Here is a 22,624-nt window from a genome sequence, read left to right on the forward strand (position 1 = left end):
GTTGCGGATACGGTCGCTTCGGGGAACCGCTGAGGGACGAGCGAGAGGCAGGCCATGAGGCGCTGGCGGGACGGGCGGGGAACGTTGGTCATCCATGGCAGCGAGGAACCGGCCATCGTCCCGCTGGAGATCGCCACGTCCTATCGCGCTCGCGCGAAGGGCCTGTTGGGACGCGATGCGCTCGACGGGGCGATCCTGCTCTCCCCCGCTGGCAGCATCCACACGTTCCGGATGCGGATGTCGATCGACGTCGCGTATCTGGACCGGCGGCTGACCGTCATCGCCGTACGCACCATGCCGCCGGGGCGCCTCGGTCTGCCACGTCTGCGGTCCCGGCACGTGCTGGAGGCGGAGGCCGGGGCCATGGCGGGGTGGGGTGTGGAGGTGGGGGCACGGGTGAGCGTCGAGGCGGAGTAGCCGCTCACTCGGCGCGAACCGATCTGACCCGTTCGACATGAACGTCGACATCTCCTTGGACGCGCTCCAGGAACTGTGACCGCGCCCCGCCGCAGGGGCACCGACGTCGCTCAGCTCCCCGTTCTCGGGAACGTCACCTCCACGCGGCGGTTCTTCTTGCGGCCCTCCTCCGTGGAGTTGTCGGCGATCGGGTACTGCTCGCCGTAGCCGCGGACGTCGAAGGTGATGTTCGGGTCGTTCAGGTCCTGGTCGAGGACGCCCTGTACGGCGTTGGCGCGCTGGCGGGAGAGGACGTCTCCGTGGGCGGAGGAGCCCAGGTTGTCCGTGAAGCCGAAGACACGGACCTGGGTGGCGTTCTGCTTCCTGATCTCCTCAGCGATCGTATCGATCCGCGCCTTCGCAGCCGCGCTCAGCTTGGAGCTGTCCTTGCTGAACAGCACCTCGGCCTGGAGGGCGAACGTCACGTCCGCGTTGGTGTCCTCACGGCGCTCGTCACCGCTCTGGTCCTCCACGACCGACTTGATGTCCAGGACCTTGGGATCGGCGAGGGTGGCACCCTCGGGGAGCTTGAGGTCGGGGTCCGTCGGGTCGATCTTCACGGGCGCGGTGGCAGACGGCTCGGTGCCCGGGGGGACGCTCGGGTCGCCGTCGTCGGCACGGGCGGCCGTCGCACCGTAGAGATTCGTGACCAGGAGGAGCGCGGCGGCGCCCAGGGTCAGAGGGAGGCGTGGTGTGGTCACGTCGGCCTCACCCGGAGATCTGGATCGTGCCGCTGGCGAAGGTGGGGAGTTGGAGGGTGACTTCGGTGGTGTCGGCGGGTGGGGCGGGGAACTGCATGAAGACGGGGATGGTCTGGCCGGCCTGGATCGAGGCGAGGTCGGTGGTCGTGAGCGGGCGCCCATCCGTGTCCCGCAGCACGTAATACCGCTTCTTCCCCTTGGAGTCCACGAGCGTGGCGCCGCCGAACGACGTGCCGTGCTGGACGATCTCCGTCTCGTCGCCCCGAAGTGCCACGGGGACCACGACCATCTGGGAGCCGTCGTTCTTCAGGTTCGCATTGATGGTGAGGAAGCCTCCCGAGTCTCGGACGGCGGAGGTGACTTGGAGGACCAGTCCGGAGGGGCCCGCGAGTTCGGCGAGGGGCGTCTCGGACTTCCCCTCCTGCGCGCTCGGCTGGGAACCGCCGCTCTGGGAGGCCGATGCCGACGCGCCGGGCTTCTTGTCGCCCCCGTCGTCGCCACCGCTGCCGCATCCGACCGCGCCGAGAGCCAGACCGGCTGCGACGGCCAGCGCGACCGTCCCCCTGCGAGCCTTCGCAGTGAACCGAATGCTCATCACTCCGCTTCCTTCTTCACTCGTCGATTCGCTTGTCAGTCGGCCAGGTGGACGTCGAAGAGGTCTTCGGGGCCCGGCAGATCCGTCGGATCGGTCGGGTCCAGATGCCACGTCCGGCCGTCCCTGCAGGTGAGGTCAGGCAGGACGCTGTCGTCACCGGAAGGCGCGAACGTACAGAGCGACTCGATCACGGCCGTGGCGTCCGCCGTCGATTGCAGGCTCTCGGTGCCGGGCACGACGGAGTCGCCCACGGTCTTGTTCGCCTTGGCCTCGACCTTGAAGCTCAGCGGAGGTCCGGGCAGGCACTGCGCCTTCGCGTCGTTCTGGGTCGCCAATTGTTGGGCGCGCCAGCACGAGTCGGGGACGTTCACCTTGCCCTCGAAGATGTCCAGCCACTTGGTCGGGTCGCGTACGTCCTGCACCCACTGGTCCGCAAGCTCTTTACGCGTGTTCATGGCCTCGGCGAGCGCCGCCGCGTCGGCGGCCGTCTGGGCACCGTTCCGGTTCACCGCGGCCTGGCCGACCGCGAGGTACGCGAACGCGAGAAAGAGCAGGCCCCCCGCTACCGTGATGTAGATGGGGAAGGCCTGCCCTGAGTCGCCGTAACGGCGGACGCGCATCACACGATTTTGTCGATCTGCGCCAGGATCTTCTCCAGGACGTGGCTGCCGATACTGGTACCGGTAACCGCCAGCACGATCGCCACCACCACCGCGATGATCCCCAGATACTCGACCGCGGTCTGCCCCCGGTCGTCGGCGCGGCGCTGCAGCGCGACAAGCATCCTCAGCATCCGGTCGCTCATGGTGCTCCCCTCCGGGTTCGGTTCCGATCCTTGCACCGTAGGGCGGAACATACCCATCCGCGGAGGGTCCCAGGACCCAAATCCGGACCCAGTTCACCCTGTTCATCCTCACGCCACCCCCAGCCACTTGGCCGTCGCCTGGGCGCGGGTGGTGGTGTGGAGCTTGGCGAAGATGCGGTTGATGTGATTCTTGACCGTCTTCTCGCTGATGAAGCAGACGGCGGCGATCTGCTGGTTGCTCATGCCGGACGCGATGAGGTCCATGATCTCCGCCTCCCTGCCGCTCAGTTGAAACCGGGACTTCGATGACTGTCCCATACTGGATTGCAGTTGCGAAAGCCCTTTGGGCGAAAAATGTGTTGGGAGAGCGCGTAGTTCGGGTTTTGCGTGTGCAGTTGCGTGCCCCCTGATATGGGCCAGCAACGCGTTCGTCGCGGTCGGTGTGAAGTGCGGCCGGCCCCCGCCCACGTCCCGTACCGCCTGCGTCAGCTGTGCCGTCGTGAACTCGCCGTGCACCAGGTAGCCCCCGGCGCCCAGGCGTACGGCCTCCTGCACGATCTCCGTCTCGTCGCTGTACGTCAGCATCATGACCGGGGCGACGCGGACCATGTGGGGCAGGACCGCCATGCCGTCCACGCCGGGCATGCGGACGTCGAGGAGGATGACGTCGGGGCGGTGGTGCAGCGCCGCCTCGTAGGCCACGCGGCCGTCCTCGGCCTCCGCGACGACCGTGAGGTCCTCGGACGCGGACAGGACCGCCGTCAGGCCCGCGCGGATCACCGGGTTGTCGTCGGCCACCAGGACGCGCAGGGGTGGGGGCGGAGGTTCCGCGCGCTCCATGAAGGGGTGCTGCGGCATCGGGGGGCCTCCTCTCGTCTCCGGCGTCTCCGTCATCTCCGTCGTCTCCGGCCCCTCCAGCCTCTCCGGCCTCTCCGGCCTCTCCGGCCTCTCCGGCGTCTCCGGCGTCTCCGGCGTCTCCAGCCTCTCCAGCCTCTCCAGCCTCTCCAGCCTCTCCAGCCTCTCCAGCCTCTCCGGCGTCTCCGGCCTCTCCGGCGTCTCCGGCCCCTCCAGCCTCTCCGGCCTCTCCGTCATGTCAGTGGCACCTCCACTCGGACCTCGGTGCCCTTGTCGGCGGTCAGCCGAAGGCGCGCGCCCATCGACGCGGCCCGTTCCGTCATGCCGAGCAGGCCGAAGTGGCCGGTGCGACGCAGGGCTTCGACGGTGGTGTCCGGGGGCAGGCCGCGACCGTCGTCGTGGATCGTGACGATCAGACGGTGGTCGGGGGTCGTTTCCGCCCGTACGTCGACCCGCGTCGCCCGTGCGTGGCGGTGGGCGTTCTCCAGGGCCTCCGCCGTGATGCCCAGCAGGTGGCGAGCCGTGGCGTGGGGCAGCGGGACCGGGGTGGCGGGGCCTTCGTAGGTCGCCGTCATGGCCGTACGGGCCGTGAAGTCACTCGTCAGCGACTCCAGTTCGAAGCGTACGTCCGAGGCCTCGCCGTCCGTTCGGGCGCGCAGGTCCGTCAGGAGTTCGCGGGCCTCCCCCGCCGCCCTGCGGGCCGCGTTCGCCACCAGTTCCGCCTGCTGTCTGATCAGCGTCGGGTCCAGGCGGTCCGGGGAAGCGGACGCCGACTCCGCCAGGCCGTCGGCGATCAGTGCGACGCCGTACAGCGTCTTGGTGACCGAGTCGTGCATCTCGCGGGCCAGGCGGGCGCGTTCCGCGCTCACCGCCTCCGTCGCCGCGAGGCGGGCGCGGGTCTCGGTCAGGGCCTCGGTGGCGGTGCCGAAGCGGAGCATCAGGGTGCGCAGGGTGGAGCCCATCGCGCCGGTGATCACGCACAGGCCGGGCAGGAGGAGGGAGTCCGCCACACCGGTGTGGTGGTCCAGCGTCTCCTCCACGATGAGGAGGATCAGCGACTGGAGGGACGCGAAGACCGCTGCTCCGCGCCAGCTGTAGAGAAGGCCGGCGAGGAGCGGAGTGCAGACGCTGACGTACGCGAGGGTCGTGTCGGGGCCGGCCGAGACCAGCAGGAAGGAGCCGAAGAGGGTGTCGGCGGCCAGCAGGGTGGGGTGGCGCAGCAGGAGCGGGCCGAAGCGCTGCCAGTCGCGGAAGAGGACGTACGAGATCATGAAGGTGACGACCACCGCCGAGCCGACCAGGCGGGTGCCCAGGCCGGGGGTGGCGTTGAGGAGGGCGGCGGGGGCCGCCACGGCGATCATCGCGAGGCGGAAGCCGAAGACCTGGCGGCACATCGCTTGCAGGGCCCGTATCTCGACCTTCCCGTCGTCCTCCCGGGACGCCATCGCCCTCACCCGCCCTTCCTCGGCTACTTTCCCGTGACCGACCCGAAGTCGACCCCGGAGCCCAGCAGCAGGCCGGCGGCCAGCAGGAGCATCGTGGCCGGGACCATGAACGTGGTGATCATCAGCGTGGCCCTCGGGACCGCCCGGGCCGCCTTGCGGCGGGCGTTCTGGGCGTCCGTACGGCGCATGTCCTTGGCCAGGGCGACGAGGGTGTCGACGATCGGCGCGCCCAGTTCCTCGCCCTGCTGGAGCGCCGTGACGAACATCGCCACCTGTTCGGAGTCGTTGCGGCGGCGGAGTTCCGCGAAGGCCTGGCGGCGGCTCATGCCCAGGTCCAGCTGGCGCAGGGTGATGCGGAGTTCGTCCGCCCAGGGGCCCTCGTAGTGCGAGGCGACCCGGTCCAGGGCCTGGCGGAAGCCGAGGCCGGCGCTCACCACCACCGCCAGGACGTCCAGGAAGTCGGGCAGGGTGCGTTCGATGACGTCCTTGCGGATGCGGATCGCCGACCAGATGCCGACCTCCGTCCAGAACGCGCCGAAGAGGAGGAGGAGAACGGCCATCAGCCACTGGCCGCGGAGCAGGAAGACCAGAAAGCCGGTGCCGCCGAGTACGCCGTAGACGGCCCGGCGGGCCGCGTAGCGGTCGATCGTCAGGCCGCCGGGGTTGCCGGCCAGGTCGATCTTGCGGCGGTACCGGGCCACCTGGCGCGGGCCCATCAGGCGGAGGACGGCGGGGGCGTAGCGCATGCCCATGCGGTCGATGAGGGAGTTGGCGGCGCCGGTGCGGGTGGCGCCCACTTCCAGGGCGATCGCCAGGTCGGAGGGGAGTTTCGCGTCCGCGCGGTACATGCGGACGCCCGCGAAGGCGCCGTAGACGGCGAGGGCCGCCAGGAGGGCCAGGAGCAGGGCCATGGTCACAACCCCCTATACGTCGATGCGGCTGAGGCGGCGGATGAGGACGAACCCGATGACGTAGAGGCCGAACGCGATGAGGACCGCGGCCTGGCCGAGGGTGGTGCCCGTCATGCGGTCCAGCGTGTCGCCCTTGACCCCGTTCATCAGGAACAGGGCGCCGATGCCGAGCACCGGGACGGCGTACGACGTCATCGTCACCTGGGAGAGCTGGGTGCGGACCTCCCGGCGGGTCTCCTTGCGCTCCTCCAGGGTCTCGGTGAGGTTGCGCAGCGCGGAGACGACCTGGCCGCCCGCCCTGTTGGACAGGACCAGGGTGGTGACCAGGACGACCAGCTCGCGGGACGGGAGCCGGTCGGCCAGTTCGCCGAGTGCGTCGTCCATGGAGTGGCCGATCGCCAACTGGTCGGCCACCTTGGCGAGTTCCTCACCGGCCGGGGCCTCCAGCTCCTCCGCCGCCATGCCGATCGCGGTGCGCAGGGCGAGACCGGCGTGGGTGGCGTTGGCCAGGATGCGGGCGAGTTCCGGGAGTTGGGCGATGAACCGCTCGATGCGTTTCTGGCGTTGCCAGTTGAGGAACTGCACGGCGGCGAAGACGCCGAGGAGGCCGGCGATCGGCCCGAAGAAGGGGGCCAGGGCGGCCTGGCCGATGAGCCAGAGGGCTACGGCGGCGGCGAGCATGTAGGCGAAGAACTCGCCGGGCGTCACGTCCAGGCCCGTCGCCGCCAGGCGGAGTTCGAGGCGGCGGCCGATCGCCGTGCCGCGCAGGCGGCGGTCCAGGTTGCGGAAGCGGCGCCGGCGGCCGCTGAGCGGGGCCTGGCCGGTGGAGGAGAGGCGGTCCACCAGGGCGGCGCGCTGGGCCCGGCCGGAGGCGTAGGTGTGCAGGCCCACCACGGCCAGCAGGCAGGCCAGCAGGGTGACGCCGGTGGTGAGGGTGACGAGGTCATGGAGGGTCATGGCCTACCTCGCTTCTCGGGTGGTGAGCTGGTCGAAGTGCTGGGCCACGCCGAAGGCCTGCGGGATCGGCTGGCCCGCCATGTAGAGGCGGTCGGCGGTGCGGCGCGGGAGCGGGAAGTACTGGAAGGCGCCGTGGACATGGCCGTCGTGGGTCATGGGCCGGGCGTTGAAGCGGGCCACCGTCGCCAGCCGGTACGGCTCGCTGCCGTGGCTGTCCAGCACCGCGATCTCGGTGATCCGGCGGGCGCCGTCCGCGAACCGGGTCAGCTGGACGAGGACCTCGACCGCGCTGTTGATCTGGTCGTGCAGGGCGACGAAGGGCACTTCGACGTCCGACATGGAGGCCAGGGTCTGGAGCCGCGTCAGGGCGTCCTCGGCGCTGTTGGCGTGGACGGTCGCGAGCGAGCCGTCGTGGCCGGTGGACATCGCCTGGAGCATATCCAGGGACTCCCCGCCGCGGACCTCGCCGACCACGATGCGGTCGGGGCGCATCCGCAGCGAGTTGCGGACCAGGTCGCGGATGGAGACCTGCCCTTTGCCCTCGACGTTCGCCGGGCGCGACTCCAGGCGGACCACGTGCGACTGCTGGAGCTGGAGTTCGGCGGAGTCCTCGATGGTGATGATGCGTTCGTGCGCCGGGATGAGCCCGGACAGGGCGTTCAGCAGGGTCGTCTTCCCGGTGCCGGTGGCGCCGGAGACGATGATGTTGAACTTCGCCTGCACCAGGCCCGCCAGCAGGAACACCATGGGCTCGTCGAGCGAGCCGAAGCCGATCAGCTCCTGGAGGGTGAAGGAGCGCGGGAAGCGGCGGATGGTGAGGATGGGACCGGTCAGGGAGAGCGGCGGGATGATCACGTTGACGCGTTCGCCGGAGGGGAGCCGGGCGTCGACCATCGGATTCGACTCGTCCACCCGGCGGTTGACCGTCGACACGATCCGCTCGATGGTCTGCATCAGCTGGTCCGCGGACGCGAACCGCAGCGGCAGCTGCTCGACCCGGCCGCCGCGCTCGACGAAGATCGCGTCGGGGCCGTTCACCATGATTTCCGTGATCGACACGTCTTCCAGCAGCGGTTCCAGGATGCCGAGGCCGAGGGCCTCGTCGACGACCCGGCGGATCAGCTGCGAGCGTTCGACGGTCGACAGCACCGGGCCCTCGCGGCTGATGATGTGACCGAGGACGCGTTCCAGGCGTGCCCGGCGCTCGGCGGCGGCCAGCGCGCTCATCTCCGCGAGGTCGATCTCCTCCAGGAGCTTGGCCCGGTACGAGGAGACCAGATGGCCGTCCTCGCCCCGGTTGCCGTGCTCCTCGGGGGAGTTGATACGTGCCCGCAGGCTCATGGTTGCCGTGCTCCTCGTTCAGTGGTCGACGGGCATCGTGGCGGACTTGGTGGCGTTGCCCAGCTCCCAGACGATCTTCGGGATGTGGACGGTGGCGGTCACGGTGACCGAGTCGCCGCCGCCGGAGGACGCGCAGCTCACGTCGATCCCGCCGCTGACCGCGCCGGCGCAGGCCGCGCCGACGTCCTGGCTCAGCGAGGCGGCCCTGGCCCCGGCCCGGGCCGCCGTCCCGGCCTGCTCGGCGGCGTAGGCGACGGCGCCGAGCTGGATGCCGGCCAGCCCGACGATGAGCAGCACCGGGATGAACCCGAGGTACTCGACGGCGACCTGGCCGCGGTCGCGCTCGGTGCGACGCGTCATTGCTTCACCTCCTCCACCGTGCCGGCGTGGCCGTGCACGGTGACGGGGAAGTCGATGGTGCCGGGGAAGAGCACCGGGACGCGCAGCGAGACGTCGGCGGTGACCATGCCGGTGCCGCCGCACGTCACGGTGGCGCCCTCCCGCCAGGCACTGGAGAGGTCCTCCAGCGCGGCCTGCTCGCAGGCGCCCTGTCGTTCCCCCGGGGGGACGGCCGTGGCCGCCCGGGCGCCCTCGTCGGCGGCGTTTCCGGCGAGGGTGAAGGCGTATCCGACGAGGACGGCCTGCCACATGAGCACGAGGGTGAGGATGATGACCGGGGTCATGCCGAGGAGTTCGATAGTGACTTGGCCGCGGTCGGGCGCGGGCGCGAACGCGGCGGGCCGTCGCTCGGGGGCGGGCACGGCGGGCCGTCGGTCGGGTGCGGGCCGGTGGGGGCTGAGCGCGCAGTTCCCCGCGCCCCTACGGGGCGCCTCCTTGCGGGGCGCCTCCTTGCGGGACGCTTCAAAGACGCGCTTCGCTGAAGCGCGCCCAAGGGGCGCGGGGAACTGCGCGGCCAGCCTCCACGCACCCGCACCCGCACCCGCACCCGCACCCGGCCGACGGCCTTTCATGGCAGCTCCCTCCGCCGCCGGAATCCCACCGCCGGCCGCTCCGCGCCCCGCGCCCGGCGCGGCACCGTCCCCTCCGCAGTCCGCACCAGTCCCAGCTCCCCGGCCAGCGCCCACAGCGCCTGCTTCACCGTGCTGCGGGCGTCCAGTTCGTGGATCCGTCCCGCGTCCACCACGCCCTGGAGTTCCTTGAAGTTGGCGGGAATCGGTGTCCCCGCCAGTGCGGTGCCGGTGATCCGCTGGATCAGCGCCGGCTGGATCTCCGTGGCCCTGGTGTGCCGGTTGACGACCACCGTCGTCTCCTCGGCCTTGCGGATCTGCAGCCGGTCCCACATCCGCACCGTGCGCTTGGCGGCGCGTACGGCGACCACGTCGGGCGTGGTCACCAGAAGGGCCAGGTCGGCGGTCTCCACGGCCGCCGCGCCCGCCCCGCCGAGCTGGGCGCCGCAGTCGACGACCACGATCTCGTAGCGGGAGCGCAGGGCGCTGAGGATCTGGCGGGCGACCCGGTCGGTGACCTCCTCGCCCCGTTCGCCCTCGGCGGGTGCGAGAAGCAGGGCGAGCCCGGAGTCGTGGCGGAAGACGGCCTCGGCCATGACGCGGGGGGAGATGTCGTTGACCGCGGCCAGGTCGGCGACCGAGCGGCGGAACTGGACGTCCAGGTAGGAGGCGACGTCCCCGGTCTGGAGGTCGAGGTCGACCAGGGCGGTGGAGTGGCCGGAGGCCTGCGCGGCGAGGGCGATCTGGATCGCCACCAGGGTCGCACCGGTGCCGCCCTTGGCGCCGCTGACGGTGACGACGGTCCCGCCGACGCCGGCGAACGCGTCCGCGCCGTGGCCGAGGTGGCGCCGTACGCCCGTGGACCACTGGGCGACCGCCTGGACGCGGCCGGCCAGCTCCTCGTAGCTCATGGGGAGTCCGACCAGGCCGCGGGCGCCGGAGTCCATCGCGGCGGCGAACAGGCCGGGGCTGGTGTCGGTGGTGACGAGGACGACGCCGACCGCCGGGAAGCGCAGGGCGACCTCGCGGATCAGCTCCAGGGCCGGGACCGGGCCGATGCGTTCGTGGACGACGACGACCTCGGGGAGTTCGTCGACGGACTCGGCGGCGAACCGGGCCAGGGTGTCGACGAGTTGGGTGGAGTCGACGACGGGCGGCAGCGGTTCGCTGTCCGGGAGCTGGCTGAGCAGGGAGACCAGCGAGCGGACGGCGTCCGCGTCACCGACGGCGGGGAGGATCCTGATGGGCATGCGAGGCGCCTCTCACTTGTCCGTCGCGAGTTCGTAGGTGCGGTCCTTGTCCGGCACGGTGGTGGTCGTGCCGGGCGCGACCAGGGCCAGCCGGACCCGCTGGGCGAAGGACTCCGCGTAGGTGAGGCGCTGGGCGTCGAGCGTGGACAGCGCGAAGGTGATGGGGACGGCGTCGCTGGGCTGCTGGTTCCGGTTGTCCGGGTCCACGTAGCTGAGCTGGGCGCCGACGTCCAGGACCCGGGCGTTGGTCACGATGATCTTCGACTGGTCGGGGTCGCTCTGCTGCTTGCCCTGGAAGGTGGCGTAGACGTTGACGAGCGAGCCCGGGGTGATCTTGCCGGCCACTCCGGTGGCCGCGTCGATCATGATCGCGACCTCCTGCTCGCCGGCCTTCAGCGCGGGCTGGTCGACGATCATGTCGGTCTGGAGCAGCGAGCCCTTCTTCAGCGTGGTGACCGCGATCTTTCCCTCGATCGCGCTGAGGCTGGTGACGGCGTTGGCGGACAGCCAGCGCTCGGGCATCTCGACCTTCTGGAACTGGCCGGCGCTCAGGGTCGTGTACGGCTTGACGTCCGACCGGACCTTGTACGCGGTGACCTTGGGGCCGACCTCGGACTTCGCGTTGTCGATGACCGAGAGCACGCCGGCGAACGCGCCGAGCGCGCAGATCACCGACAGGATCAGGAGTATCACGCCGCGGCGCTGACGGGAGTTCATGGACCGTGCGACCTCATCGGGGGAAGCGGGGAAGTGGGGGAACCGAGCGGTGGGTGGTACGGGTCAGGCGGGCGTCCGCTGTTCCAGCGCGCGGCGCGCCGGCGGGTCGTAGTCGGGCGGGGTGGCGGAGCAGAAGACACAGCGGTCGCCGATGACGTCGACGCCGCACCAGTGGCAGCTGGTCTGCCGGACCGAGGTGACCAGCTGGTAGAGGACCGACAGATCGGCGAGATAGCTGGTGAACTCGATCATCCGGCCGGTCCCCCACCAGTGGGACGACTCGGCCGGCAGCGGGGTCTCGCGCAGCCCGTACGCGCCCCAGGACTTGGCGAGGCCGCCGATCCACTCGGACTGCAGCTGCCCCCTGGCGACCAGCATCCAGGTGCTGAACTCGGGTCCGGTCAGGGTCGCCTCCGGGCCGACCCGGACCAGTTGCGGCTGGGGGTGCGCGACGACCGCGAACTGGGTGCCGGGCATCCAGGACTTGGCGTGCGCCTTGAGGGTGACCGGGACCCGGTCCAGCTTGGCGACCGAGCCGAGGACGGCGCCGGAGTGGATGTAGTGGGTGAGCAGCCGGCCGGCCGACGCGAGGACGCCGGGGCTGAGGTCGCAGGAGGCCAGCTGCCGCAACTGCCGGGCCAGGACGGCGATCCCGAGGGGCGGCAGGTCGGGGCGGAACAGGGCGATCCGGTCGCTCTCCAGCAGGGAGCGCAGGGTGTGCAGGCGCCGGGTCACGGCTTCGGGTACGGCCGCGGAGCAGACGACGATCACGTGTCCGTGCTGCTCGATGAGCGCCACGAACTCGGCGAGGGTCTGGTCGAGGGGCCGCTGGTCCAGGTCCCTGAGCACGACCGCGGGCATGGTCCGCTCGTCCTGCACCGGCAGCGCCATGTCGGCGCTGGTCACGGCAATGGCAGTTGGCACGCGCAGCTCCCCGCTCTTCACACCCCGGCGGCCCACCGGTGTTACTCCAATGAGCCGGGACGACTTCATTGCGTGACTACCTCAGCACTGTAACCACGCCTCTGTGACCGGAGAACAGCGTTTGTCCAGCTGTCTGGGATCCGTGACCACACAAGTGGCTTCAAATCGGGACAGGTTGAGCATATGACCGGGGTCTGATCCGCCCAGCGGCGGCTTTGAATTTGGTCTGGACCTATTGACACGTGAATTGGTCTGGACCACCTTGATTGTCATGCCCAGACTCATCCCCCGACTCGTGTCCCGGCATGCCGGGCAGCGAGGTATCCGAACCTGGTCGGCCGTGGCCGCGCTCGCCACGGCACTCGCGATGGCGGGCCTCGCCTCCTCCCCGGCCTCCGCCGCCGACGTCAACAACGTGAAGAACGCCGGCTTCGAGTCGGCCCTCGCCAACTGGACCTGCTCCGCCGCCAGCGGTACGACCGTCTCCTCTCCCGTCCACTCCGGCGCCGCCGCCCTCAAGGCGACCCCGGCCGGGCAGGACTACGCCCAGTGCAGCCAGACGGTGGCGGTGAAGGCCAACTCCACCTACACGCTGAGCGCGTGGGTGCAGGTCTCCTACACCTACCTCGGTGTGACCGGCACCGGCACCACGGACGTGTCGACCTGGACCCCGAACACGTCCTGGACGCAGCTGTCGACGACCTTCACCACCGGCGCCTCGACCACTTCGGTCACGGTCTGGACGCACGGCTGGTACGGCCAGGCCGCCTACTACGCCGACGACTTCTCGGTCTTCGGCCCCGACGGCGGCGGCGGCTCCGACCCGGCGCCGACCGTCCCCGCCACCCCGACCGGCCTCGCGGTCTCCGGTACGACGTCGTCCTCCGCGTCGCTGTCCTGGAGCGCGGTGTCGGGCGCGACCGGCTACAACGTCTACCGCAACGGCACCAAGGTCACAGCGGTCACCGGCGCCTCGGCCACGATCACCGGGCTCGCCGCCTCGACGTCGTACTCCTTCCAGGTCACCGCGACCAACTCGGCGGGCGAGTCCGCGAAGTCGACGGCGGTGACGGCGACGACGACCGCGTCCGGCGGCAACGGCGGCGGCACGCTGCCCAAGCACGCGGTGACGGGCTACTGGCAGAACTTCAACAACGGCGCGACCGTCCAGAAGATCTCCGACGTGCCCTCCTCCTACGACATCATCGCCGTCGCCTTCGCGGACGCGACCGGCACACCGGGCGCGGTGAGCTTCACCCTCGACTCCGCCGGGCTCGGCGGGTACACGGTCGACCAGTTCAAGGCCGACATCCAGGCCAAGAAGGCGGCCGGCAAGAAGGTCATCATCTCGATCGGCGGCCAGAACGGCACGATCTCCGTGAGCGACTCGGCGTCCGCGACGAACTTCGCCAACTCCGTCTATTCGCTGATGCAGACGTACGGCTTCGACGGCGTCGACATCGACCTGGAGAACGGCATCAACGCCACCTACATGAGCCAGGCGCTGCGCTCGCTGTCGTCGAAGGCGGGCTCGTCGCTGATCATCACCATGGCGCCGCAGACGATCGACATGCAGTCGACGTCGAACGGGTACTTCCAGACGGCCCTGAACGTCAAGGACATCCTCACGATCGTCAACATGCAGTACTACAACAGCGGTTCGATGCTGGGCTGCGACGGCAAGGTGTACAGCCAGGGCTCGGTGGACTTCCTCACCGCGCTCGCCTGCATCCAGCTCCAGGGCGGCCTCAGCCCCTCCCAGGTGGGCCTCGGCCTGCCGGCGTCGACCAGCGCGGCGGGCGGCGGGTACGTCTCCCCGACGGTGGTCAACAACGCCCTGGACTGCCTGACCAAGCTCACCAACTGCGGCTCCTTCAAGCCGTCGACGGCCTATCCCGACCTGCGCGGCGCGATGACCTGGTCGACCAACTGGGACGCGTCGTCGGGCAACGCGTGGTCCAACTCGGTGGGAGCCCACGTCCACGGCCTGCCGTAGCGATCACGGGAGAGCGCCCCTTGGCTGAACTCACCCAAGGGGCGGCGACCAGCCCCCCGCATCCGCGAACGGGCCGCGACGCCCACCCCCGTCGCGGCCCACCCGGCGAAGCCACGCGCACCCCCGTACCGAAGGCGAACCACACCGTTCACGCGTACTGGACGCGGATCTTCGCCCGGTCCCCCGGCGCCCCGTCCCGCACATCGACGTACGCGCACACCTGGCGGGTGAACCACAGCCCCTGCCCGGCTTCCGGCTCCCCGGCCGGCGGCGGTACGAACCCGGCGAGCGGGTCTCCCACGGCCCGGCACAGCCGCAGCTCGCAGACGCAGGCCGGGGCCTCGCCCCAGGCGAGGAACTCGATGACCGGACCATGGGCGCCGGCCGCGGCCACGACCGCCCGTGCGAACAGTTCCGCGTCCGCGTTCGCCAGCCCCTGCCCGGCGGCCCAGGCGCATACCGACTCCGCGGCCGGCAGCCGGGTGACGGCCCGCGGCGGCGGAGGCAGCGGTACGGCGTCCAGTTCGCGTACCAGTACCGGCGGCTGCTCGTACACCCCGGTACCCGGGTGGGCGCGGCGGGCCGCGTCGACGACCGCCGTGCCCGCCGTCCGGGTGTCGTACGCGCACAGGACCGTGGTGGCGAAGGGGGCGAACAGGAGGTTGGCGAGGGACTCGTAGCGGATCCACTCGATGCTCTCCCGCGCCGAACGCCCGGCGCGGCCCGCCCAGTCGGGCTCCATGAGGAGATGGACACGGCCGCCGGGTCCGGCGTTCGCGGCGAGGTAACCGGCGCCCCGGGCCACGGCGTTGGCGGCCGTGCCCGTGTACCAGTCGGTGTGGTCGATGAAGCCGATGTCCCTGGCGTCGGTGCCGAGCGCGTCGCGCAGGGCGGCCAGCAGGCCGGGAGCGGCGATGGCGACGGGCGGGGGCTCGTCGGGGGCGGCGAGCCCCTCGGCGAGGAAGGGCAGGGCGGCGGCGACGAACCCTTCGTCCGAGCCGAACACGGCCATCCGGTGGTCGAAGTGGCCCTGAGCCTCGGCGGGGCGCGCGCTCCTGGTGGTGCTCATCATCACCCAGCCCCTCTCCTGGCCCTCCGTCCACGGTCTCCCGGCGGACCGGGCAGGCGCACATGGACGTCACGCGGGCGGGTGTATTTCGGTGGGGGCCGCCTGCGGTTGCGGGTAAAGGCGTACTCTGCGCGGCCGGTTCGCGCGGCTGGTTTTACCGTCTTGACCTGTTCATGCCATTACTTGGACGATGAGCGGCACGCACAGCCCCAGCACAACAACTGCACAGGTACGTCGCACTGAACCACCCCCACCTCCCCAGGAGATTTCATGCGACTTCGCATTCGCGGCTCCGGCGCCCTCGGCCGCGGCCGGACCGCCGCGCTCGGCGCCCTGCTGGCCCTCGCCCTCGCGGCCCCCGTGTCGGCGACGGCCACCCACGCGACCGCCGACAGCGCGCGCCCGGCGCCGCCCTCGGCCGACGACGTCCGGCAGTACGAGATCCACCAGAGCACCACCCCCGTGACCCGTGCGGCCATCCAGCGGACCGGCGTCACCGTGGACGAGGTCGACGAGGAGACGGTGGTCGTCTCCGGACGGGCGTCGCAGATCGCCGCGCTGAAACGCCTCGGCTACGAGGTCACACCCCTCGGCGCGGCCCCCGACCGGTCCACCGCCGCCGACGAACTACGCCTGTTCGACTTCCCGACGGCCGACTCGAAGTACCACAACTACGCCGAGGCGAACACCGAGATCAGCCAGCGGCTCGCCGCCTACCCCGCCATCATGAGCAGGCAGGTGATCGGCAAGTCGTACCAGGGCCGGGACATCGTCGCCATCAAGGTCAGCGACAACGTCGCGACGGACGAGAACGAACCCGAGGTCCTGCTCACCTTCCACCAGCACGCGCGCGAGCACCTCACGGTGGAGATGGCGCTGTATCTGCTGCGGGAGCTGGGCGCGGGATACGGCTCCGACTCCCGGGTGACGAACATCGTCAACAGCAGGGAGATCTGGATCGTCCCCGACCTCAACCCCGACGGCGGCGAGTACGACATCGCCACCGGCTCGTACCGGTCGTGGCGCAAGAACCGGCAGCCCAACTCCGGCTCCTCGTACGTCGGTACGGACCTGAACCGGAACTGGAACTACAGATGGGGCTGCTGTGGCGGGTCCTCGGGCAGCACGTCCGCGGAGACCTACCGGGGCGCGTCCGCCGAGTCGGCGCCCGAGGTGAAGGTCGTCGCCGACTTCGTGCGCAGCCGGGTCGTCGGCGGGAAGCAGCAGATCAAGGCCGGGATCGACTTCCACACGTACAGCGAACTGGTGCTGTGGCCGTTCGGGTACACCACGGCGGACACGGCCACCGGGATGACCGCGGACGACGCGGCCGCGTTCAAGGCCGTGGGGCAGAAGATGGCGGCCAGCAACGGCTACACGCCGGAGCAGTCCAGTGATCTGTACATCACGGACGGGTCGATCGACGACTATCTGTGGGGTACGCAGAAGATCTTCGACTACACATTCGAGATGTACCCGACGTCCAGTTCCGGGGGCGGGTTCTATCCGCCCGACGAGGTGATCGAGCGGGAGACCTCCCGGAACCGGGACGCGGTGTTCCAGCTGCTGGAGAACGCGGACTGCATGTACCGGTCGATCGGGAAGGAAGCGCAGTACTGCGGCTAGGCGGCCACGGGACCGGGGCCGCCCGCCCGTGCCGGGCTACTTCTCGTCGCGGACCTTGTCCTCGGCGTCGGTCTCGGTCTCGGTCTCGGTCTCGGTCTCGGCAGCGGCCTTGCCGTCCGTCTCCAGGGCGTCTTCCTCTTTCTCGCCCTCCTCGAAGTACGCGTCCAGGACCGCGTCCAGGGCGTCGTCCCACTCCTTGAAGCGGGAGCGGGAGGTCGCCTCGATCTCGATGGGGTACCAGCGGCGGTCCGGGGTGTGGACGGTGATCGTGAAGCGCTTCCCGAAGCGCGGTGCCTCGGTCTCGATCGCGCCGATCTCGTCCCAGCGGAACTCGCACTTCTCCTCGTCGAGACTGAGGCGCACGCCCTGGTGGTCGGCCACTATCCGGGCACGCCGGTCGGAGGCCTCGAAGACGGGACCGTCAGCGGCCTCCTCGGCGTCCTTGGCGTCCTCGGTGTCCTCGTCCACCGTGGTGCCGGCGTCGGCCGCGTCCTTGGTCAGGGCCACCGGTTCCACCACCGCCTCAACACCCGCGGCCTCCTCGGGCCGGGTGTCCTCCGGCCCCGCGTCCTCCCGCTCGGCGGACGCGGGTGAGGTGAGCCCGGGGATGAAGGCCGGGTCGAATCCGGCGCCTTCCAGGGGCTGGCTGTTGGCTCCTATGCGCTGCTCCACAGCGGGCAGTATGGTCCAAGAACCTGTGCCGGAGACAGCCAGTCCCGACTTCGTTATCAGACGCCTACACGAAGACGCTGAGCACGGCCGCCACCGCGAACCCGGCCACCGACAGCACCGTCTCCAGCACGGTCCACGTCTTCAGGGTGTCCCGCTCGCTGACGCCGAAGTACTTGGCGACCATCCAGAAGCCGCCGTCGTTGACGTGCGAGGCGAAGATGGAGCCCGCCGAGATGGCCATGATGACGAGGGCGACGAAGGCCTGGGAGTAGTGGCCCTCGCTCAGCAACGGGGCGACGATGCCGGCCGTCGTCACGATCGCAACCGTCGCCGAGCCCTGGGCGACCCGCAGGACGACGGAGATCAGATAGGAGAGGACGATCACCGGGAGGCCCACGCCGTTGAAGGTGTCGGACAGGGCCTGGGCGACCCCGCTGGCCTTCAGCACGGCACCGAAGATCCCGCCCGCGCCGACCACCAGCAGGATGTTGCCGACCGGCTTGAGCGACGCGGTCGACACCGTCTCCAGGGACTGGCGGGACCAGCCGCGCCGGATGCCCAGCAGGTAGTAGGCGAGCACCAGAGCGAGGGTGAGGGCGACCATCGGCGTGCCGAAGAACTCGAGCACCGAGCGGCCGGTGGAGGGGTCCAGGGCGATCGAGGAGAAGGTCGCGGCGAGGATGAGGACGAGCGGGGTGCCGATGATGGCCAGGACCGTGCCGAGCGGCACCGGCTTCTCCTGCGGTTCGACTCCGGCTGCCCGCTGCTCGGCCAGGACCGCCTGCTTGGCCTCCTCCGCCGCCTCGACCATGTCCTGCGGTACGGCGACGAAGATCCGCTTGCCGATCCACGCCGCGTACACCCACGCGGCCAGCACGGCCGGGATGCCGCAGACGATGCCCATCAGGATGACCCAGCCGAGCTGGACGTGCAGCAGCGCGGCGGCGGCCACCGGGCCGGGGTGCGGCGGCAGGAAGGCGTGGGTCATGGAGAGGCCGGCGAGCAGCGGGAGGCAGTACAGGAGGATCGACTTGCCGCCGCGCTTGGCGGCCGCGTAGACGAGCGGGGCCAGCACGAAGATGCCGACGTCGAAGAAGACCGGGATACCGAAGATGAGGCCGGTGAGACCCATGGCGAGCGGCGCCCGCTTCTCCCCGAAGAGGTTGAGGAGACGGGTCGCCAGGACCTCCGCACCGCCGCTGACTTCGAGGATCGCGCCGAGCATGGTGCCGAGGCCGATGATGATCGCGACATGGCCGAGGATGCCGCCCATCCCGGACTCAATGGTGGAGACGGCGTCCGAGCGCTGGACGGTGCCGAAGAGTTCGGTGACGGAGAGACCGGCCAGCAGGCCGACGGCTATGGAGACGGCGAGCAGGGCGACGAAGGGCTGGAGTCGCGCCTTGATGATGAGGAAGAGAAGCAGGGCGATGCCGATGGCGGCGACGGTGAGCAGTCCCGCGGTGCCGTCGAGGAGGAGGAGCAGCCCCCCGGTGTGGGGTGGGGTGGCTGGGGCTGTGGTGACGGCTGCGGCGAGCGATAGGGACATGTGGGGGTCCTCTTCGTAAGAACATCGTCCGGGGGGGTGGGGCGTGTCCCCCCGACAGGCACATCCGGGCAGGGGGGATCGCGGCACGGCGCCCGGTGGGGTGCCGTGCCGTGCGGGACGTGCGGGAGTTGGTGGGCCGTCAGCCGAGGACGGCGAGGGCGTCGATCTCGATGAGGAGGCCGGCGGGCAGACCGACGTAGACGGTGGTGCGGGCGGCGGGCGGGGCGGTGAGGTCCTGCTCGTCGAAGTACCGGTTGTAGATGCCGTTCATCTCCGCGAAGTGGTCCACGTCCGTCAGATAGACGCGGATCATCATCACGTCGTCCCAGGAGGCGCCGCCCTCCTCCAGGATCGCCTTGACGTTGGCCAGCGTCTGGAGGGTCTGCTCGCGCAGCGTGGGGCCGGCCGGCGTTGGGGGCTTGCCCTCCTCTGCGGGCAGGAACCCGACCTGGCCGGCGACCTGGAGGATGTTGCCCTTGCGCACACCGTGGGAGAACTTGGCGGGCGGGGTGGTGTGGGTCGCGGGGGTGAGCGCGATCTTCTCGGTCATCAGTTGCTGGCTTCCTTGATCGGTGTTCTGCCGGAGTACTCGCCGCTGATCGCGTCCGCCGTACGGCGCACCTGCGGGAGCAGGGTGAGGAGTTCGTCGGCGGTGACGACGACGTTGGGCGCGGAGACCGACATCGCGGCGACGACCCGGCCGTCGGCGCCGCGGATGGGGGCCGCGACGCAGTTGATGGACTCCTCGTGGCCGCCGAGGTCGGTGGCCCAGCCCTGTTCGCGCACCTTGGCCAGTTCCTTGCGGAAGGCCTCCGCGTTCGGTGTCGAACGGGCCGTGTACATGGGGTAGTCGAGCCTGTCGGCGAGGGCGCGCCGCTCGGGCTCGGGCAGGTCGGCGAGGAGCAGCTTGGCGACGGCGGCGACGGTGATGGCCACCGGCTTGCCGATCCGCGAGTACATGCGCACCGGGTAGCGGCTCTCGACCTTGTCGATGTAGAGGACCTCGCCCTCCTCGAGCACGGCGAGGTGCACGGTGTGCCCGCAGGCCTCGTTGAGGCGGGCCAGGTGGGGGTGGGCGATCTCGCGGATGTCGAGGTTCTCCATCGCCTCCTGGGCGAGCGCGAAGAGCCGGGCGCCGAGGCGGTAGCGCTGGTCGGACTGGCGGTAGACGAGCCCGTGTTCGTGGAGGGTGCGCAGCAGCCGCAGCGCGGTCGACTTGTGCACGCCGAGGCGCTCGGCGACCTGGCCGAGGTCGGCGGGGCCCTCGGCGAGCAGCGGCAGGATGCTGAGCGCTCGGTCGACGGTCTGGCTCATGGGGTGCGTGCCTCCTCTTCGGCCGGGTCGGCTTGGGTCCAGCCGGGGCCGAGTCGAAGTCTCTCCCACGCGGCGGCGTGGAGGCCGGTCAGCCGGTCGGCGGTGTCGCGGGCGGGGGGTGCGGCGAGGTCGGCGGGGGTGGTGAGCGCGGCGGCGGCACAGAGGTGACCGAGCCGCAGCGTTCGCGGCAGGGGCAGTCCCCGCAGGGTCCCGGAGAGAAACCCGGCGGCGAAGGCGTCCCCGGCACCGACGGGGGCGACGACGTCTACGACGGGGGCGGGTTCGAAGGTGGGGGCACCGGCACCCGACACAAAAGCCGTGGCCCCCACTCCCCCCTGCTTCACCACCAGCACACCCGGCTCCGGCAGCAGCCCACGAACCGCCTCCGGCCCTCCCGTCACCCCCCACGCCTGCTCCGCCTCGTCCTCCCCCACGAACACGATGTCGGCCCGGCGCGCCAGTTCCAGCAGGACATCAGGCCCGTCACCCGAACCCCACAACCCGCGCCGGTAGTTGACGTCGAAGGACACCACCGGCCGTCCCTCGGCGGGAGCCGTCAGCTCGCTCAGCAGGTCCTGGCACCCGGGCGACAGCGCGGCCGTGATGCCCGACAGGTGCAGGATCCGGGCCGCGCGCACCGCGGCCAGGTCCACGGTCGCCACCGACATCGCCGACGCCGCCGACCCCGCCCGGTAGTACGCGACCTCGTGCGCGTCCGTCGCCCGGTCCCCCGCCGTACGGAAGTACACGCCGGTCGGCCGCACGGGGTCGCGGTCCACGCGTCCGACGTCGACGCCGTACGAGGCCACCGTCTCCACCAGATGGTCGCCGAACCCGTCCGCGCCGACCCGGCTGACCCACCGCACCGAATGTCCCGCCGCCGCCAGCGCACACGCCAGGTTGGACTCCGCGCCGCCGATCGCGCGGTCGAAGGACGGCACGTCCGCGAGGCGCCCGGGCCGCGTGGGCAGGAACGTCACCATGGACTCGCCGAGCGCGACGACGTCCACGACATCCGCGCCGTCAACGGTGTCAACGGCGTCCGTGGCCTTCACGATGGTCGTGGCTCCTCGTCGTCTCGAGTCGCTGCGGGCTCCATTGACCCGGCGTTGGCGTGGATGTTAGACAGCGGTAAGCGATATACGCAATGGACGTTGCACACAATGCAACACACCTGATCAGGGAGGCTCCGTGTCCTTCGACACCGGCACCGACGCGCTCGCCCGTCTCACGGAGGAACGCGTCGACCACCGCTTCAAGGGCCTCCCGCCCGACGCCGAGGGCCTCACCGTCGGCGAACTGGCCGCCCAGCGCCGCAACCTCTTCTCCGGCGGATTCGCCACGCCCGTACTGGCCCTCTCCGCCGAGCGCCTGGAGCACAATCTCGCGCTCATGGAGACGTACACCGAACGGCACGGCCTCGCCTTCGCCCCGCACGGCAAGACCTCCATGGCCCCGCAGCTCTTCCGGCGCCAGGTCGAGCACGGCGCGTGGGGCATCACGCTCGCCGTGCCGCACCAGGTGCGGGTGGCCCGGGCCTTCGGCACCCGGCGGATCTTCCTGGCCAACGAGCTCGTGGACGCCCCGGCGCTGCGCTGGATCGCCGCCGAGCTGGAGCGGGACGCGGAGTTCCGCTTCGTCTGTTACGTCGACTCCGTGCGCGGGGTGGAGCTGATGGACGCGGCGCTGAAGGGGAGTTCCCGTCCGGTCGACGTCGTCGTGGAGCTGGCCGCCGGGGAGGGCGCCCGTACCGGCGTCCGTACCGAGGCGGAGTGCGCGGCGGTCGCGGACGCGGTGGCCGCGGCGGGGACGCTGCGCCTGGTCGGGGTCGCCGGGTACGAGGGCGAGGTCCCGCGGGCCGACCCCGACCGGGTGCACGCCTATCTGCACCGACTGGTCGCGCTCGCCGCCGACTTCGACACGGCGGGACGGTTCGCCGGCACCGACGAGATCGTCGTCAGCGCGGGCGGCAGCGCGTGGTTCGACGCGGTCGCCGACGTCTTCGCCGGGATCCCCGGACTCTCCCTCCCCGTGCTGAAGTTGCTGCGGTCCGGCGCCTACGTCTCGCACGACGACGGCCGCTACCGGGAGGTCACCCCCTTCAACCGGGTGCCCGAGGAGGGCGCCCTGGAGCCGGCCTTCCGGCTCTGGGCGCAGATCGTCTCCCGCCCCTCCGCCGAGCAGGCCTTCGCCAACGCGGGCAAGCGGGACGCGGCCTACGACCTGGACCTCCCGTTCGCCCAGGTGATCCGCCGGGACGGCACCGAGCGACCGGCGGCGGGCGTCAGCGTGACGGGCCTCTCCGACCAGCACACCTGGCTCGCCACCGCCCCGGAGGCCGACGTCCGGGTCGGGGACTGGGTGGGCCTGGGTCTCTCCCACCCGTGCACCTCGTTCGACAAGTGGCAGCTGATCCCGGTCGCCGAGGCGGACGGCACGGTCGTCGACTACGTCCGCACGTTCTTCTAGGAGA

24 protein-coding genes and 1 pseudogene are annotated in these 22,624 nt (G+C 70.8%); 5 read left to right on the forward strand and 20 right to left on the reverse strand.

Annotated features, from left to right (window positions below; genetic code table 11):
- Positions 1 to 54: 54 nt before the first annotated feature.
- On the forward strand, positions 55 to 417 hold the full coding sequence (locus AB0N16_RS07720; RefSeq protein WP_365794177.1) for a DUF192 domain-containing protein: 363 nt from the start codon (positions 55 to 57) through the stop codon (positions 415 to 417).
- Positions 418 to 527: 110 nt separating this feature from the next.
- Here AB0N16_RS07720 and AB0N16_RS07725 read toward each other — a convergent pair whose 3' ends face one another.
- From AB0N16_RS07725 to AB0N16_RS07745, 5 genes are all read right to left on the reverse strand, one after another.
- Positions 528 to 1,157 carry an OmpA family protein gene (locus AB0N16_RS07725; RefSeq protein WP_365794179.1) on the reverse strand — a complete coding sequence of 210 codons (630 nt, stop codon included), beginning with the start codon at positions 1,155 to 1,157 and terminating at the stop codon, positions 528 to 530.
- Between the two features lie 7 nt (positions 1,158 to 1,164).
- Positions 1,165 to 1,752: a hypothetical protein gene (locus AB0N16_RS07730; protein WP_365794181.1), complete on the reverse strand. Its 588-nt coding sequence runs from the start codon at positions 1,750 to 1,752 to the stop codon at positions 1,165 to 1,167.
- 35 nt (positions 1,753 to 1,787) lie between these two features.
- The gene (locus tag AB0N16_RS07735; RefSeq protein ID WP_365794183.1) at positions 1,788 to 2,372 is read right to left on the reverse strand and encodes a pilus assembly protein TadG-related protein; all 585 of its coding nucleotides are present in this window, start codon (positions 2,370 to 2,372) and stop codon (positions 1,788 to 1,790) included.
- On the reverse strand, positions 2,372 to 2,557 hold the full coding sequence (locus tag AB0N16_RS07740) for a hypothetical protein (protein WP_365794185.1): 186 nt from the start codon (positions 2,555 to 2,557) through the stop codon (positions 2,372 to 2,374). Before AB0N16_RS07740 ends, AB0N16_RS07735 begins: the two co-directional genes overlap by 1 nt.
- 108 nt (positions 2,558 to 2,665) lie before the next feature.
- Entirely contained in the window at positions 2,666 to 3,415 is a 750-nt protein-coding gene (locus AB0N16_RS07745; protein WP_365795191.1) for a response regulator transcription factor, read from the reverse strand.
- Between AB0N16_RS07745 and AB0N16_RS07750 the strand changes: the two are divergent.
- Positions 3,404 to 3,691, forward strand: a pseudogene (locus tag AB0N16_RS07750) (hypothetical protein); the annotation flags it as partial. The gene AB0N16_RS07745 and the pseudogene AB0N16_RS07750 overlap by 12 nt on opposite strands.
- Here the strand turns inward: AB0N16_RS07750 and AB0N16_RS07755 are convergent.
- The 9 genes from AB0N16_RS07755 to AB0N16_RS07795 form a co-directional block, all read right to left on the reverse strand.
- The gene (locus tag AB0N16_RS07755) at positions 3,646 to 4,857 is read right to left on the reverse strand and encodes an ATP-binding protein (protein ID WP_365794187.1); all 1,212 of its coding nucleotides are present in this window, start codon (positions 4,855 to 4,857) and stop codon (positions 3,646 to 3,648) included. The pseudogene AB0N16_RS07750 and the gene AB0N16_RS07755 overlap by 46 nt on opposite strands.
- Positions 4,858 to 4,880: 23 nt before the next feature.
- The gene (locus AB0N16_RS07760) at positions 4,881 to 5,768 is read right to left on the reverse strand and encodes a DUF5936 domain-containing protein (RefSeq protein WP_365794189.1); all 888 of its coding nucleotides are present in this window, start codon (positions 5,766 to 5,768) and stop codon (positions 4,881 to 4,883) included.
- Between the two features lie 12 nt (positions 5,769 to 5,780).
- Complete coding sequence (locus AB0N16_RS07765; RefSeq protein ID WP_365794191.1) at positions 5,781 to 6,725, reverse strand: type II secretion system F family protein; 945 nt, start codon at positions 6,723 to 6,725, stop codon at positions 5,781 to 5,783.
- A gap of 3 nt (positions 6,726 to 6,728) precedes the next feature.
- A complete protein-coding gene (locus tag AB0N16_RS07770) occupies positions 6,729 to 8,066 on the reverse strand; it encodes a CpaF family protein (RefSeq protein WP_365794193.1) in 1,338 nt (445 codons plus the stop codon).
- A gap of 18 nt (positions 8,067 to 8,084) precedes the next feature.
- The gene (locus tag AB0N16_RS07775; RefSeq protein WP_365794195.1) at positions 8,085 to 8,426 is read right to left on the reverse strand and encodes a TadE/TadG family type IV pilus assembly protein; all 342 of its coding nucleotides are present in this window, start codon (positions 8,424 to 8,426) and stop codon (positions 8,085 to 8,087) included.
- Positions 8,423 to 8,749: a pilus assembly protein gene (locus AB0N16_RS07780; protein WP_365794197.1), complete on the reverse strand. Its 327-nt coding sequence runs from the start codon at positions 8,747 to 8,749 to the stop codon at positions 8,423 to 8,425. Before AB0N16_RS07780 ends, AB0N16_RS07775 begins: the two co-directional genes overlap by 4 nt.
- 284 nt (positions 8,750 to 9,033) lie before the next feature.
- Positions 9,034 to 10,284: a P-loop NTPase gene (locus AB0N16_RS07785; RefSeq protein ID WP_365794199.1), complete on the reverse strand. Its 1,251-nt coding sequence runs from the start codon at positions 10,282 to 10,284 to the stop codon at positions 9,034 to 9,036.
- A gap of 12 nt (positions 10,285 to 10,296) precedes the next feature.
- Complete coding sequence (gene cpaB, locus AB0N16_RS07790) at positions 10,297 to 11,001, reverse strand: Flp pilus assembly protein CpaB (protein WP_365794201.1); 705 nt, start codon at positions 10,999 to 11,001, stop codon at positions 10,297 to 10,299.
- 63 nt (positions 11,002 to 11,064) lie between these two features.
- A complete protein-coding gene (locus AB0N16_RS07795; protein ID WP_365794203.1) occupies positions 11,065 to 11,961 on the reverse strand; it encodes a hypothetical protein in 897 nt (298 codons plus the stop codon).
- 235 nt (positions 11,962 to 12,196) lie between these two features.
- Here AB0N16_RS07795 and AB0N16_RS07800 point away from each other — a divergent pair, with 235 nt between their 5' ends.
- Positions 12,197 to 13,921 carry a glycosyl hydrolase family 18 protein gene (locus AB0N16_RS07800; protein ID WP_365794205.1) on the forward strand — a complete coding sequence of 575 codons (1,725 nt, stop codon included), beginning with the start codon at positions 12,197 to 12,199 and terminating at the stop codon, positions 13,919 to 13,921.
- Between the two features lie 148 nt (positions 13,922 to 14,069).
- Here the strand turns inward: AB0N16_RS07800 and AB0N16_RS07805 are convergent, their stop codons facing one another.
- Positions 14,070 to 14,993 (reverse strand): MEDS domain-containing protein, encoded by a 924-nt coding sequence (locus AB0N16_RS07805; protein ID WP_365794207.1) that lies wholly within the window; start codon positions 14,991 to 14,993, stop codon positions 14,070 to 14,072.
- A gap of 267 nt (positions 14,994 to 15,260) precedes the next feature.
- Here AB0N16_RS07805 and AB0N16_RS07810 point away from each other — a divergent pair, with 267 nt between their 5' ends.
- On the forward strand, positions 15,261 to 16,616 hold the full coding sequence (locus tag AB0N16_RS07810) for a M14 family metallopeptidase (protein ID WP_365794210.1): 1,356 nt from the start codon (positions 15,261 to 15,263) through the stop codon (positions 16,614 to 16,616).
- 36 nt (positions 16,617 to 16,652) lie between these two features.
- On the opposite strand, the gene AB0N16_RS07815 is transcribed toward AB0N16_RS07810, so the two are convergent.
- The 5 genes from AB0N16_RS07815 to AB0N16_RS07835 form a co-directional block, all read right to left on the reverse strand.
- Positions 16,653 to 17,288: a hypothetical protein gene (locus AB0N16_RS07815; protein ID WP_365794212.1), complete on the reverse strand. Its 636-nt coding sequence runs from the start codon at positions 17,286 to 17,288 to the stop codon at positions 16,653 to 16,655.
- A 64-nt stretch (positions 17,289 to 17,352) separates the two neighbouring features.
- Positions 17,353 to 18,837 carry a gluconate:H+ symporter gene (locus AB0N16_RS07820; protein ID WP_365794214.1) on the reverse strand — a complete coding sequence of 495 codons (1,485 nt, stop codon included), beginning with the start codon at positions 18,835 to 18,837 and terminating at the stop codon, positions 17,353 to 17,355.
- A gap of 139 nt (positions 18,838 to 18,976) precedes the next feature.
- On the reverse strand, positions 18,977 to 19,387 hold the full coding sequence (locus AB0N16_RS07825; RefSeq protein WP_365794216.1) for a RidA family protein: 411 nt from the start codon (positions 19,385 to 19,387) through the stop codon (positions 18,977 to 18,979).
- Positions 19,387 to 20,151 carry an IclR family transcriptional regulator gene (locus AB0N16_RS07830; protein ID WP_365794218.1) on the reverse strand — a complete coding sequence of 255 codons (765 nt, stop codon included), beginning with the start codon at positions 20,149 to 20,151 and terminating at the stop codon, positions 19,387 to 19,389. The genes AB0N16_RS07825 and AB0N16_RS07830 overlap by 1 nt, the downstream gene beginning before the upstream one ends.
- Entirely contained in the window at positions 20,148 to 21,206 is a 1,059-nt protein-coding gene (locus tag AB0N16_RS07835; protein WP_365794221.1) for a sugar kinase, read from the reverse strand. Before AB0N16_RS07835 ends, AB0N16_RS07830 begins: the two co-directional genes overlap by 4 nt.
- Positions 21,207 to 21,342: 136 nt before the next feature.
- Here AB0N16_RS07835 and AB0N16_RS07840 point away from each other — a divergent pair, with 136 nt between their 5' ends.
- Positions 21,343 to 22,620, forward strand: a complete 1,278-nt coding sequence (locus tag AB0N16_RS07840) for an amino acid deaminase (protein WP_365794223.1) — start codon at positions 21,343 to 21,345, stop codon at positions 22,618 to 22,620.
- The last annotated feature ends 4 nt before the right edge of the window (positions 22,621 to 22,624 follow it).

Source organism: Streptomyces sp. NPDC051105 (assembly GCF_040682795.1).
GTDB lineage: Bacteria > Actinomycetota > Actinomycetes > Streptomycetales > Streptomycetaceae > Streptomyces.